General features: G+C 44.4%; 11 protein-coding genes. 7 read left to right on the forward strand and 4 right to left on the reverse strand.

The genetic code is table 11. The features are described 5' to 3' along the window. Window positions 1-93: 93 nt before the first annotated feature. Complete coding sequence (locus LZZ85_RS28715; RefSeq protein ID WP_237876411.1) at window positions 94-942, reverse strand: 3-hydroxyacyl-CoA dehydrogenase family protein; 849 nt, start codon at window positions 940-942, stop codon at window positions 94-96. Between the two features lie 271 nt (window positions 943-1,213). On the opposite strand from LZZ85_RS28715, the gene LZZ85_RS25185 reads away from it, so the two are divergent. Further along, a complete protein-coding gene (locus LZZ85_RS25185; RefSeq protein WP_237876412.1) occupies window positions 1,214-1,795 on the forward strand; it encodes a hypothetical protein in 582 nt (193 codons plus the stop codon). A 97-nt stretch (window positions 1,796-1,892) separates the two neighbouring features. Here the strand turns inward: LZZ85_RS25185 and LZZ85_RS25190 are convergent, their stop codons facing one another. The 3 genes from LZZ85_RS25190 to LZZ85_RS25200 all read right to left on the reverse strand — a co-directional run bounded on the left by LZZ85_RS25190 (window position 1,893) and on the right by LZZ85_RS25200 (window position 5,869). After that, window positions 1,893-2,924, reverse strand: coding sequence for a phenylalanine--tRNA ligase subunit alpha (locus tag LZZ85_RS25190; RefSeq protein WP_237876413.1), 1,032 nt, complete (start codon window positions 2,922-2,924; stop codon window positions 1,893-1,895). Between the two features lie 224 nt (window positions 2,925-3,148). Continuing rightward, window positions 3,149-4,186, reverse strand: a complete 1,038-nt coding sequence (locus tag LZZ85_RS25195) for a zinc-dependent alcohol dehydrogenase family protein (RefSeq protein WP_237876415.1) — start codon at window positions 4,184-4,186, stop codon at window positions 3,149-3,151. Window positions 4,187-4,594: 408 nt separating this feature from the next. After that, complete coding sequence (locus tag LZZ85_RS25200) at window positions 4,595-5,869, reverse strand: tetratricopeptide repeat protein (protein WP_237876416.1); 1,275 nt, start codon at window positions 5,867-5,869, stop codon at window positions 4,595-4,597. A gap of 929 nt (window positions 5,870-6,798) precedes the next feature. Between LZZ85_RS25200 and LZZ85_RS25205 the strand changes: the two genes are divergently transcribed. From LZZ85_RS25205 to LZZ85_RS25230, 6 genes are all read left to right on the forward strand, one after another. Beyond that, complete coding sequence (locus LZZ85_RS25205) at window positions 6,799-7,935, forward strand: formimidoylglutamase (protein WP_237876417.1); 1,137 nt, start codon at window positions 6,799-6,801, stop codon at window positions 7,933-7,935. Between the two features lie 74 nt (window positions 7,936-8,009). After that, the gene (locus LZZ85_RS25210) at window positions 8,010-9,065 is read left to right on the forward strand and encodes a Gfo/Idh/MocA family oxidoreductase (RefSeq protein ID WP_237876418.1); all 1,056 of its coding nucleotides are present in this window, start codon (window positions 8,010-8,012) and stop codon (window positions 9,063-9,065) included. A 37-nt stretch (window positions 9,066-9,102) separates the two neighbouring features. Next, window positions 9,103-10,398: a D-alanyl-D-alanine carboxypeptidase/D-alanyl-D-alanine-endopeptidase gene (locus LZZ85_RS25215; RefSeq protein WP_237876420.1), complete on the forward strand. Its 1,296-nt coding sequence runs from the start codon at window positions 9,103-9,105 to the stop codon at window positions 10,396-10,398. A gap of 223 nt (window positions 10,399-10,621) precedes the next feature. Continuing rightward, window positions 10,622-12,409 (forward strand): carboxypeptidase-like regulatory domain-containing protein, encoded by a 1,788-nt coding sequence (locus tag LZZ85_RS25220; RefSeq protein ID WP_237876421.1) that lies wholly within the window; start codon window positions 10,622-10,624, stop codon window positions 12,407-12,409. A 39-nt stretch (window positions 12,410-12,448) separates the two neighbouring features. Beyond that, entirely contained in the window at window positions 12,449-12,994 is a 546-nt protein-coding gene (locus LZZ85_RS25225; RefSeq protein ID WP_237876422.1) for an RNA polymerase sigma factor, read from the forward strand. After that, on the forward strand, window positions 12,987-14,552 hold the full coding sequence (locus LZZ85_RS25230; RefSeq protein WP_237876423.1) for a PorT family protein: 1,566 nt from the start codon (window positions 12,987-12,989) through the stop codon (window positions 14,550-14,552). Before LZZ85_RS25225 ends, LZZ85_RS25230 begins: the two co-directional genes overlap by 8 nt. Window positions 14,553-14,590 lie beyond the last annotated feature (38 nt).

The raw sequence follows: 14,590 nt of genomic DNA on the forward strand, positions 1-14,590 counted from the left end.
GTCCGTTGACCGGATTTTTCGCTTCTGTTACCTGTCTGTTCGTTGCCGTATGTTATTCTTCATCCTGATCGGTGAACGGGCAACGGTGAACGATCAACGATACTCGTAATATCCTATCCCCGCCTTCTGCCCCAATTTCCCCTCCTCTACTTTTTGTTTTTGTACGTAAGATGGCCGGAGACGTTCGGGCTGATGCATCTGTTCATACACAGAGCAGCTGACCGCATAGTTGATATCGTTACCGATCAGGTCCATCAGTTTGAATGGTCCCATTTTAAAGCCGGTTGCTTCGAGAAGCTGATCGAGTTGTTTAAAATTCGTTTTCTCTTCTTCGATCAATCGCAGCGATTCAATATAGTAGGGACGTGCTACGCGATTTACAATGAAGCCAGGGGAGTCTTTACACACCACCGGTGTTTTTCCCATGCGCTGAGTAAGCTTTACCATTATTTCTGCCAGCCCGGGCACAGTGTGTGGCGTTGTAACGATCTCTACCAGTTTCATCAGTGGTGCAGGGTTGAAGAAGTGCAGACCGATCACGCGTGACGGCTGTATTACACCATTGGCAATTTCTGTGATACTGAGAGATGATGTATTGCTTGCGAAAATGCATTCGCTGTGATTCAACTCCGCCAACTGGTTGAACAGTGAGATCTTTACAGGAAGTTTTTCGACAACGGCTTCGATGAAAAGATCTGCCAGGCAGGTTTGAAGGTCTGATGTGAAAGAGATCCGTTCCAGCGCCTGTTGCTTTTCTTCGACGCTGATCTTTTCCCGTTCTACGGATTTTTGAAGACTTCGCTCTATACCTGCTTTTGCCTTGTCCAGCATCTCAGGATTGAGATCGTATAGCAGCGTGTAAAACCCCGATTGTGCAGCTACCTGTGCAATGCCGCTTCCCATCGTACCGGCGCCGCAAACGCAAATAGTATTGATTTCCACAATGGCTGTTTTTAGGTGGTAAAGATATTCGTTTGGTGATTGAAATGTTTACCTCATTCACCGGCTAACAGGAATAATGTCATTCGGCGTTGGTCACGTGATCCGTTACGAAGATACATTGCCCGCAGAGTAAGGAGTATTTTAAAATGTCACCGCCGCGCTCCCCTACCGATAATTCTGCATGATGCCACGGAATGATCTAAACCACATCAATCTGAAGGCATGTTTTTATTCTTCAAAAACATATTCTACCTTGAAACAAATTTTTTCTATGAATGAAACGATCGCCGCACCTGCAGACATTCCGAATGATCCTGCTCCGCAAAAAACGCATACGAGTTCAAAAACACCATCTTCCATTGCATTTGCCGTTGGCGCTTTGCTATTCTTCCTTCCCTTTCTCGAAATAAAATGTAATAATATGTCGCTCCAGAAGCTCAGCGGGGCCGAACTGGCTACTGGCTATAAGATCAAAGGGCCGGGATCCCAGAATACCTTGTTTGAAGGATTGGTAAGAGAAAACACGGACAATAAACCCGGTATTTCGAAGGATGAAAATAAGGAGCCGAATTTGTATGCATTAGCTGCGCTCGCGTTGGGCGGGCTAGGGTTGATATTGTCATTTACCAATATCAAAGCGGCTGGCATTGGGGGTGTGCTGACCGGCTCACTGGCTGCCGCGGCACTTATCGGTTTGATGATAGACGTGAACCGCCAGCTGAAATCAGAAATGAAGTTTGATGGGGTAAGTTCAGATGTGAGTATCGCGGTCGATTTCACCCCGTGGTTCTATATCTCCATCGTCTCTTTTGCTCTGGCCGCCTATTTCAGTTATAAGCGGATGAAAACCTAAAAGCTGCAATAGTATAAAAGTTTAAAGGTTTTAAAGTTTGGAGAGGTCTGCTCCCAACTTTAAAACCTTTAAATTTTTATACAGCCAAACTTTTTCGTCAGATCGCCGGGGTGAATTGCCGCAGGAACCTGATATCATTTTCACTGAAGAGTCTTATATCATTGATATCGTATTTCAGCAAGGCCGGTCTCTCGATACCCATGCCGAATGCGAACCCTGTGTATTTGTTCGGATCGATATTACAGTTCTGCAATACGTTGGGATGGACCATTCCACATCCAAGGATCTCTACCCAACCGGTCTTCTTACAGATATTGCAGCCTTTACCGCCGCAAATGAAACAGCTGACATCCATCTCCGCACTTGGTTCTGTGAACGGGAAATAAGATGGGCGGAAACGGACCTTCACATCTTTACCATACATCTCTTTTACGAAGAAATAAAGTGTTTGCTTCAGGTCGGCAAAGGAAACATTCTCGTCGATATACAACCCTTCAACCTGGTGAAAGAAGCAATGGCTTCTCGCGCTAACGGTTTCATTACGGTAAACACGTCCCGGGCAGATCACACGGATGGGCAGTTTGCCTTTTTCCATTTCACGGATCTGTGTATTGCTGGTGTGTGTTCGCAATACCCAGTCGGGATTCTGCTGGATATAGAACGTGTCCTGCATATCGCGGGCGGGGTGATGTGGCGGAAGATTGAGCGCACCGAAGTTATGCCAGTCATCTTCAATCTCCGGCCCTTCGGCTTCCGCAAAGCCAAGACGCTGGAAGATCGAAACGATCCTGTTCTTCATCATCGTGATCGGGTGACGGCTGCCGATCGGGATCGGATCGCCCGGAAGGCTCAGATCGATACTGGTACCCACACTTGCAGGACCACTATCGGCCGCAAGCTTGAGGTCTTCATAACGTTGTTCCGTAAAAAGTTTGAATTCGTTCAGGATCTGGCCAAATTCCTTTTTCTTATCGGCCGGAACATTTTTCATTTCCCCCATCACCGACTTCACCAGTCCTTTGGTTCCCAGGTATTTTATGCGGAACTCCTCCAGCTGCTTTTCGTCAGGGGCTGTAGCGGAAGCGATCTCCGATTTGTATGCTTCGAGTTGTTGTAACAGTGAATCCATGCCGCAAATATACGCCTAAGAGGGATAAGGAGGAAAAGGAGGAGAAGAGAGGGTTTATGGCGGAAATGTTTTTTTATTGGAAAATGGGAGGTGTCAGGCTCGCCTCCTCCCCGGTTGTTAAAGATTGGGCGGCTGCCATCTTTCATATGGGCGACTCTGAAGTTAGAAGCAGTCCGTGTTTCAGGTTCAACAGGGGGAGTTGACTTTTTACCTGGCCGAAATGACTAGTTATTATCAATGATGATTTTCAGGGCCTTTTCTTTTGCTCCATTCAGGAAAATCTGATATGCTTCTTCAATTTCACCCAATTTGAAATGATGGGTAATAAGTTTCTTCAAATCAAAACGATTCGCAGATACTGCTTTAATCAACATTGGGGTAGTATTTGTATTTACAAGTCCGGTAGTGATGGTCAGGTTCTTGATCCAAAGCTTTTCTATTTCAAAATCAACTTTTACTCCGTGTACACCTACATTTGCTATATGTGCCCCCGGTTTTACTATTTTCTGGCAAATATCCCATGTCGCAGGAATACCCACAGCCTCAATAGCAACATCTACGCCGTCGCCTACAATACTTTGTATGGTTTCCAAAACATTTTCCGACCCTGAATTAATTATGTGGGTTGCGCCTAGTTCCTTGGCCAGATCTAATCTGTTTTCATCTATATCAATCATGATAATAATTGATGGCGAATAAAACTGTGCGGTTAGCAACACTGACATGCCAACCGGTCCTGCACCAACTATGGCAATTGCATCTCCGGGTTTCACCTGACCATATTGCACGCCTATTTCGTGTCCGGTAGGCAAGATATCACTTAGTAGAACCGCTATCTCATCATCAATTGAGGCAGGTACTTTATACAGGCTATTATCTGCATGTGGAATACGAACATACTCTGCCTGGACACCATCGATCATATAACCCAGGATCCAACCGCCATCTTTGCAATGCGAATACAATTGTTTTTTACAATACTCGCAGGAGCCGCAAGACGTAATACAGGAAATTAAAACCTTATCACCTTTCTTAAACTGTGTTACGCTTTCGCCTGCTTCTTCCACCAATCCTACACCTTCGTGTCCCAAGATGCGCCCATCAGCAATTTCTGGGTTTTTGCCTTTGTAAATACCTAAGTCCGTACCGCAAATAGTTGTTTTTAAAACCCTGATAATCGCATCTGTTGGATTTAAAATAGTCGGCTTTGGTCTTTCTTCCAAAGCGATATTGTGGTCGCCGTGATAAACCAATGCTTTCATATGTTCTTTTTAATTTAAAGAGTATTATTCTAAAGACATTACTTTTTTACAAAAATGTCTTTAGAATTTTCATGCGATAGATTAACTGAGATTCCTGCAAATGATAGAGAAAAACAGATATTGGTAATAAAATGAAGTCTTTGAAATATGAAATAAAGACCTCGTCACTTTTATAAACCCGTCTTCATTAGACCTGGGCAGTAAAGCGAATTTAACGAATATTAATTGTCGAGAGTGAATTAGATTAAGTGAAAGACACCTATATGTTAGAGTTCAAACAAGTCATTGATTCGGGTAGGATTACCAGATAAACTTGCCAATTAGCTCTTTACCATTAGATGTTAAATAATAGGGTGACATTTTGCTACTGTTTGTGTCTCCTGATTCATCCGACTTGTACACTGAGTTTTAATCAACCCGTTTATGAATATTAAGCCATCGCGGTTCTTTATGTAGTATGTTGAACGAAGGTTGTTGCAATAATTGTTTTTTGTTTAAACTGCTTCTAAGAAATAGCAGATCTAAAAAGTCTAATGCTATACTTTTATATTTTTCATCTTTGTTTACCATTGCAATTTTTGAAAAAATAATTGCTGCCTCAAAATTGTCTGCGTTACTCATGCCGCCTAAAAACGTAGAGGCACTATTATAAAAGTCATATACTTTTTGAAACTCATTTTTTTCATAGCTATATTTTGCACTATCGATAAGTAGTTGCACCTGTGCCTTGTAATCAGCGTCGTTTGCGGTTGATTTGTCCATACTTATGTTATGATAGTCGAATCCATAAGTTAGTGCATAGATTTTTAATGGTATTAGTCCAATTTTTTGTCTTCGCTCATCTGTCATGTATTCTTCTGCAATAGGTCTAAATGCAGAAGCTTTACCATTACTCGTCCATTCTACCTGAGTTCCATAACGTTGTTTATAATTGAGGTTGCATTGAACCCTGTCAAATAGGAAAGCGTAATTCTCCATATTGATTTCTTTCGTTCCATTTAACTTTTCCATGGCGCTCAGGGCCGTTTGCTGAAACAAAACATCCTGGTCTGCATGTTGAACGATCAGCCATAAATTATTTTGCCCATCTTTCCCTATCTGTGATATTTTGGGCCATCCATATTGAATGATGATTTCTTTTGCTCTGTTCATATTCCGCAGATCGGATCTCATGATCTGCTCGTTGATACTCTTTTTTACACTATCATTTTTGGCCTGGACTTTTTGGTATCTGAGTTTTTGGTCAAACAATGCCATTAAGTTGATTTCTTTGCGCAGCGCAGGCAGCGCCAGGGTCTTCTCATATCGGCTATCCGCTGAAGACGCTGCTACTTGGATCGTCTTCCATTTTGTAGGATAGATATTTTTCAATTGATCAAAGTATGGGTCAGACAGTAGCCAATCGGCCTCCGTCCACCCATTAGCGATCGAAAGTTGCAGGAATTCAAAAGCTTTATTGGCATTACCGTCTAACGAATACATGCCTGCGGCCTTATAAGCAGTTAGTGCATCGGCTTCTTTTATTCGAAAAGCTTGGTCATAATAAGTAATCGCCTTTTTATAATCTTTCTGAAGATGTAGTAAACTGGCTTTCGCTACCAATGTTTGATAAATACTGTCCGACTGAGCATTTGAGACAGTTGAGAGAAACAAATAGCAACAAATAATTAAAAATGATTTCATCATACTGGGTTTAGTGGAAATTCATTCAATATGACGGCACCTGAAAAGCATCAGACTAAACTGCTGCCGCTGAATAAAGACACAAAAGTTAGAGATTGACATAACTATCTACCAGCTCGATTGTAAACAGGCTACCTAAGCCAGATTTCCCTGATCTTCTCTGTTGATTCAGAAAATTGAGAAATATTTATATGGCCTTTGTGTTTTGAAGACGCATATTATTACAAATATTTTTCGGCATTTTTACTGAAGTCGGTACCAACTATAAAAAAGCATGCTCAATCCCTGATCTCTCTGCTATTTCTATCAAATAGGGCCTGATCTCAATAGGCATGCGTCTTTAAACCCACCTTTATTATGCTTAAGCGGTAAAGTGAATTTAACGAATATTAATATGTGATGAATGAAATTTTTGAATAGGTAAAAGGCATATTTATTTTAGGTATTCTGACAACATATTTTTCAAAACAAAAGCAGAAAAAAAGAAAACAATCACTTTGTGGCCGGGCAAAGGTTGCGCGGTGCTATAAGTCCCGAACAGTGGCAAGGCACGAAGCCATTATGGGCGCGCAGCATCCTGCCGGGCACTACCCTGGCTGCCTTTTGGCTCTCACCAAAGAGAAAGCTGTGAATAAATAATACCTTAGCAACTATTGAGCTTCTTTGATTGGAAGCCGTTTAGGATTGCATCAGAGGATGGGGGGAAAGTGTGACTTGTTTTATGTAACTGTTCAGCGGATAGTTGCCCTCAGAAACAAGGATATCCTAAATTTTATTTGAAGATGACCATGTTGCATCGGCACGTAATCTTTTTAAATGTAGCTAAACACGCTAATTCATCCTTCAGAAAAAAACACTCAAAAAACTTTTTCCCCCTCCTTTTTCCCATCTTTTTCCTCTTTCCTCTCTTAGCCTTAGTTTTGCAGGATATGTCAGACTATCTTCATCTCACCGACTTCCTCTCTCCCATCAACCTGCATGAAATATCGCAGGATGAAGGCTATAAAGACGGGCAGTTCGGTCATATTTTATCTGTATACGATGGCGAAATGCCGGATCTGGATGATATTCAAATTGTAATTGTAGGCTGTGGTGAACAGCGGGGGAGCGGTATGATCGGCTCTGAAAACCGTGCCCCGGATACCATCAGGCGTCATTTCTACCAATTATATTACTGGCACACTGATATAAAAATTGCGGATATCGGAAATCTGCAGCCCGGTGCCTCATTTGCCGACTCCTACGCTGCCTTGAAAACGGTGATCAAGGAATTGAATGACGATGGCAAGCTTGTGGTAGTCCTGGGGGGATCACATGATCTTACCCTTGCACAGTATCATGCCAATGCCGACAAAAAGAGACAGGTGGAAGCGTCGGTGGTGGATGCGTTGATCGACCTAGATATGACTTCTCCTTTCCGCAATCAGAACTTCCTGATGGAAATGCTTACCGGCGAACCGAATTACATGCGTCATTACAATCATATCGGTTTCCAAAGTTACTATGTACATCCGCGCATGCTGGAAACGATGGATAAACTGCGCTTTGACTGCTATCGGGTAGGTCATGTAAAAGAAACCATCGAAGAAATGGAGCCGGTGATCCGCAACAGCAACATATTCTCCTTTGACATTTCTTCCATTGCCAACGCCTATGCTCCGGCAAATAATACCTCTCCAAATGGATTCAACGGGGAAGAATCGTGCATCCTGATGCAATACGCCGGCATGAGCCCGAATGTCGGAAGCGTTGGTATTTACGGTTACCAGGCACAGAATGACCGTGATGAACTCACGGCGCGGCAGATCAGCCAGATGCTCTGGTATCTGCTGGATGGAAGAAGCCGTGGCCGCAGGGAAGCGCTGTTGGAGCAGCGCGATTCCTTCAATGAGTATCACACCGCTTTTGCTGAGGTAGAAACCGTATTCCTTCAAAGCAAAAAAACGGGCAGATGGTGGATGCAATTACCCGATAAAAAGTACATTGCCTGCAGTTATAAAGATTATCTGCTCGCCAGCAGCAACGAGATCCCTGAAAGATGGATGCGTGCTCAGGAAAGAGGATAGCAGGGAGTTGGAACACTTCGTCCACTGTCATCTTAAAAAAACCTTGTCACGATCAGCGTTAAAATATCTAACTCATGATGAACAGAACAACGATCATAAAAGCCGGTATCTGCTCTTACGGCATGAGCGGCAAACTTTTTCATGCACCATTCATCAATGCTCATCCGGGTTTCGAATTGTCAGCAATTGTGGAAAGGAGTAAGAATGAATCAAGGGAGAGATATCCTGAGTCGAAACTGGTGCGAGCTGTGGATGAGTTGTTTGAAGATGATTCATTACAATTGATCATCGTAAATACGCCTGTTCAAACGCATTTCGACTATGCAAAAAAAGCACTGCTCAAGGGCAAGCATGTGATAGTGGAAAAACCTTTTACTGTAACATCGGCACAGGCGCAGGAGTTGACCGATCTTGCCCATTCGCAGAACGTTCATCTTTTTGTATATCAGAATCGCCGCTATGATGGAGATTTCCTTGCGGTGAAAGAAGTGGTTCAATCAAAACTGATTGGTGATATAAAAGAGGCGGAGATCCGTTACGATCGTTATCGTCCGGAGATCAGCCCGAAAGTGCATAAAGAATCAGATCTGCCCGGTGCAGGGATCTCGTATGACCTGGGAGCCCACCTGGCGGATCAGGCATTGCAATTGTTTGGCTGGCCACAAGCAGTATTTGCGGATATGATGGCGATGCGTGATAAAAGTCCGGTGGATGATTATGTAGAGATCATTTTATATTATGCGGCACATCGTGTGCGGCTAAAAGCCTCCTGCTTTGTAAAGGAACCGGTACAGGAATATATCTTTAACGGGAGCCTGGGAACGTTCCTGCAAAAACGCTCTGATCTGCAGGAAACAATGCTGCTCAAAGGCGTGAAGCCTTCTGTTGAATCATGGTGCCCGGCGCCGGATAAACCAGATGGATTTCTTCACACAACCGTTGATGGTAAAGACATCCGTGAAGAAAGGACCGCTGTGCCGGGTAATTATATGAACTACTTCGAAGACGTGTACCAGGCATTGGTGAATGGCGCGCCAAATCCGGTTCCGGGGGAAGACGGAGTAAGATCCATACGGCTTATTGAAGCGGCGAAAGAAAGCGCCAGAGAGGGAAAGGTCGTCAAAGTTTAGGATCACAAAGAATACTGAGTTGATAAACTATCTGCTGATGAGATCACAACCAAAGTTCACAAGGAAGTATGGGTGGATATTATTGCCTTTTTTTCTTTTTTCATGTAGCTCTTCAAAAGTCTTTCGCTCTGCTAAACAGGATCTTTTAAACGAAAACGTTATTGGATCGGCGCACATCGGAATTTCTATTTATGATGTAGATTCCCGTAAGTTTATTTTTGACCATGATGGCGATAAATATTTCGTACCTGCCAGCAATACAAAGATACCTGCGTGCTATGCAGCTATGAAATACCTCGGGAACAAGTTGCCAGTATTTATTTATGAAGAAAAAGGAAAGGATACTATCGTAATTCAGGGGATGGGCAATCCTGATTTTCTTCACCCGGATTTTAAAGACCAGGAAGCGTTCAGTTTTTTAAAAAAATATCGCCATATCATACTTTCCCATCAGAACTTCGATGATTTTTTGGGAAATGGATGGGCATGGAATGACTACATGGAACCTTATATGGCAAACCGTGGAGAACTTCCTTTATACGGCAATATTGTTTTCGCTAAATGGAAAAACGGCAGCTTGCACGTCATCCCTTCGTATTTTAAAAAGAACGAGGTGCCGCCGAACGATTTAAAGCCGGCGTTTGACGTTATGAAAGGGTTTCAACTTAATCATTTCTTTTTCATACCCGGCACGAAGACCTCTGCTGAAATACCTTTTACACCTGATATCGAAGACCTTGCAGCTTTATTAGCCGATACATTACATGTCAGTGTTGAGCCGCAGATCAGGCAAATGGGTAAGACGGCTGCATATTTCAGATCAAGATCCGTTGATTCCGTACTTGCTCCCATGATGCATCGCAGCGATAACTTCTTCGCGGAACAAATGCTGCTGATGGTAAGCCAGCAACTACTCGGTAAAATGAACGATGCTGACATCATAGACACTTTGCTGAAAACAGACCTCGCCACTCTTCCCCAAAAACCAAAATGGGTTGACGGGTCAGGATTGAGCCGCTATAATTTATTTACACCGCAGGATTTTGTAATGATCCTTGATAAGATGCGGTCGGAGTTCGGCATGGAAAGGATCAAAACCATTTTCCCTACCGGCGGCGAAGGAACGATCAGCAGCTATTACCAGGAAGAGAAAGGGCAGATCTTTGCAAAAACAGGTACGCTTTCCGGGGTGGTTGCCCTGAGTGGTTACCTGTATACAAAAAAAGGAAAGCTCTTATTGTTCTCTGTGCTGGTTAATAATCATAACGGATCGGCAACAGATGTGAGAAGAGCTGTTGAAAGATTTATTCGTAAAACACGAAGCATTAAATAGCCGCAACCTCTTCTACATAATTAAGCTTGCATGCCCGCCGCGTTAAGGAGTTGAATCAATTTTATTGACGCAGAAAGACTTGGCGTCCTTTGCGGTTACTTTGCTGGCTTTGCGATACTTCAACGCAGATCCTGATGTCAGGAATCGAACCTCTTTGAAAAATTCTTCTTCCCGCCCCCAACCCTTTTCCTTTTCTCCCTGTATATGATCCCAAAGATCTTTTATGAAACGATCATATATCATCCTTTTTGCCCTACTATCTGTCCTTTCCTTTAACTGCCAGAAAGAAACAAGTGCCGACGGATTTGGCGACACACCCGGCGTCGACTCGAAAGATCCCATCACTGCCACTGTACAGGGAAATGTAATTGACGAGAATGGCGCAGCTGCTTCCGGCGTATCCATCAAAGTGGGCAATACGATGGTGCAAACCGATTCAAAAGGTTATTTCCGGATCATCAATGCCTCCCTTGATAAAATAGCCTCACTGGTAACAGCAGATAAGTCAGGATACTTCAAATCGTATAGAACATTTCAGGCAACAGATGCTGCAAATCATATCAGGATAAAACTGGTAAAAAGAAAACTTGCCGGAACTATCGGTGCCTCCGGTGGTGAAGTAACGCTTGCCAACGGATCAAAGGTCTCGCTTCCTGCAGGCGCTGTAATAAAGGCTGCCGGCGGAACTTATGCAGGTGATGTGCGTGTTTATGCTGCTTATATTGATCCTACGGCGAATGATATAGGTGATGCTGTTCCCGGTTCATTCATGGCAGATAATGCCGGAGGTGATCGCGTGATCCTCGCCTCTTATGGAATGATGGCCGTAGAGCTTGAATCTGTTGCGTCAGAAAAATTACAGATCGCAGAAGGGAAAGAGGCGGTACTGACAATGCCGATACCGGCGTCATTACAAACCAGCGCACCGGCATCCATCAGCCTTTGGTATGTGAACGAAGAAACGGGTGTATGGAAAGAAGAAGGAAAAGCCGACCGTTCCGGCAATACCTACACGGGACGAGTAAAACATTTTTCTTTCTGGAACTGTGATATCGGCTTGCCAACCGTCACACTTACACTTTCGCTGAAAAACGAAAAGGGACTGCCGCTCGTCCATACTGCCGTACGCCTGAAGGGAACGGCGAACGGTGCTTTGACACAAGGCCATGGATTTACCGATTCACTCGGAAGCGTAAGCGGGCTGGTGCTTGCCGGTCAGCTGCTCACACTGGAAGTTTTAAACGACCAGTGCAATAGCGTTGCATACACGACAACAGTCGGGCCATTCAAAACAAATACTGACATCGGAACTATTACTATTCCGTCAGTCGCTGCTTCTGTCTTAACGATCAGGGGAAAAGTGCTCAACTGTTCAGGCGTCACTATTGCAAATGGCACTGCAATGATCAGTGTGGAGAACGCGAGCTATTACGTAAGCACAGATCAGCAGGGTGAATTCTCAATGGCCTATATAAAATGCGGAAACAATGCACAGGCCGTATCGATCATAGGAATTGATAACGGAGCAATGCAACAGGGCACTGCCGTAAGCTTCAACACAGGAACATCACTGGAGTTGAATGCCGGTAATGTAGTTGCTTGTGGAGTCTCCGCTACTCAATTTGTAAACTATACAATAGATGGAGTGAGTTATCAGCTGAATAATTTCAATGCTGCAGATTCATTCACTCATTATGTTTTCCCAATGCAGCAACCCGCAACCGAAGTTGGTCACAGTATGGGAGCGTCTAATCTGGCAACAGGCAGATTGCTGTGGTTGTCATTCATCAGCCCGGGAGCAGCGGCGGGTACTTATCCCCTTGGCCGTTTATCTGTAAATCAGTATGGCAACACAAGTGTGATCAGCCCTGCAACCGTTTCTGTAACGAAATATCCACAGGTCATCGGGCAGTATATCGAAGGTACTTTCACGGGCAGTTTCCGCGATTCGGTAGGCCAGGATCCGGTCCATAGAATAAACGGCAGCTTCAGATTGAGAAGACAACAGTGAAAAGACGTATTTTGGTGCCTCGGAAAACACAAACCCTTATTGCATCACGGCGGAGAGAATATAAATAGCATCATCAGCGGTTGCAGAAATAACGATCGCAGGTCCCAGGAGCTCTTGTACAGGAATTTCTATGGGGCCATGATGTCTTTTTGTCTGCGCTATACGCAAAATGAACAGGATGCGCTCGAAGTTTTGAACACTGGTTTTTATAAAGTCTTTAAGAATATACACCAGTACGATGAGCAGAAGGCAGCGCTTTATACCTGGATCCGCACAATAGTGTTGAACACCTGTATCGATTTTATAAAAACTAAAAACGGGCGAATAGTACAGCAGGAACTGGATCAGGCGGCAGGTGTTGACCTGTCGCCTGAGGTGTTTAGTAAGATGTCTTCGGAAGAAATACTCCGTGTCATACGTAAGCTGCCACCTGCAACCCAGACCGTTTTCAATTTGTATGTAATGGAAGGGTATGCGCACAGGGAAATAGCGCAGCTTCTCCAGATCAGCGAAGGAACCAGCAAATGGCATCTCAGCGAAGCCCGTAAACAATTAAAAACAATGATCCGCCAGTTGAATGAGTGAACGGTTACCATACGAAGAACAACTGCCGCAGCATCTGCGTGACTTCCCCCTGCCGGATGAGAATGCGGCATGGGCGGATATGAAGCGCCGTCTTGATGAAGACGAAGACAATGGCGCCATTGTGTGGTGGAGGAAAGGGTGTGCACTATGGGCCGGCCTGCTGCTCATCGCTGCTTTGCTTATTACGGGATGGTGGTTTTTTAACAGGGAAAAGAATGACCGTGTTGCAAGCGGACAGACAATAAATGATCGACCCGTTGCAGACGACGTTAAAACCCGCGACAAGGATACTTCCCTTCACGGATCACCAAAACTGCAAACAGAAATACTGCCGCGGGTAGATACTATTTCTTCCGCACGAAAGCGAAATGCAGCCATCAATAAATGGGAACAACAGCAGAAGGAAGCCGTATCTTCAGCTGAAATAAATGCATCCGGCGAAACGGCGTCTCCAACTGAGGTAAACAGGAAAAAAATTGCAGATCCTGCTCCGGTTAAAGGAAAAGCAAAAGTATTGCAGGCGCCTGCGAAGAAGCCAACACCGGATACTGCGATCACCCGGTCCGATCTCCCGCTCGAAGTACTCAGCAATCCTACCACAGACAGCATCAGGCGCTTCATTGCGGGAGATCCACAAATCCGCCAACCGCAGACGGTAGCTGCATCATCACCGACATTGCCGCTTGACAGTATCAGGGCCTTTGTCACTGGTGATACGATCGTTCAACAGAACAATGACTCTACCGTGCTTTCACGGCAACACTGGCCGATCGATAGCATCAAAGCCTTTGTTAAAGGAGATACAGCAACAAACCGTTCCAATGATGCTGTAGCTTTGAAGACTGATAGCTTACCGTCAGTGGATAGCTCCATCAAAAAAACAGATACGACAGAGACAGCGTATTTTCTGTCTGCAGGAATTGCATTGACCCAGCAGTTACCGATCGCAGGTCAAAAAGCAGTTCCTTATGCCTCCCAGGGAAGGGAGTTTAGTCTGGCTGATTATATCCCTTCCGTTTATTTCAGGTTCAACAAAAAAGACCGTTGGTTCGTCCAGGGTGAATTCCGCTATGGCGCTCCTCAATACACGAAGCCGATCACGTATTCAATACTAACAGATACGAACGGGACCGCTCCGATAGCGCGCACAGAAAAGACCTTACAGAAAACTTACTATCATCAACTGCCAGTGAGTTTCAATTATTATCTCACACGCAACTGGGCGCTTGGCGCCGGCCTCGTCTGGAACCGCTTCAGCAAATCTGTATTTGAAGAAGATCAGCTTCAACGGGATCCGCTTAATCCATTCGATACTTTCCATGTAAAGGAAACAATGGTCAGCAAAGACGCGGCAAAAGAGGGACTCTCCAGCTCCTACTTCCAGGGTTTGATCGAATCACAATACCAGTGGAAGAAATTCTCCTTCGGAGCACGCTATACATTCGGGCTAACACCCTATCTGCGGTTCACTTTGCCCGGGGAAGCCGAACGCAGAGAAAGGAATCAATCTCTCCAGTTCTTTATCCGGTACAACCTCTGGACTAAAAGTTTAAAGTAATAAAAAGAGGAAAGGAGGCTTCGATTAGAAACCTCCTT

This window comes from Terrimonas ginsenosidimutans (assembly GCF_022012415.1).
GTDB lineage: Bacteria > Bacteroidota > Bacteroidia > Chitinophagales > Chitinophagaceae > Terrimonas_A > Terrimonas_A ginsenosidimutans.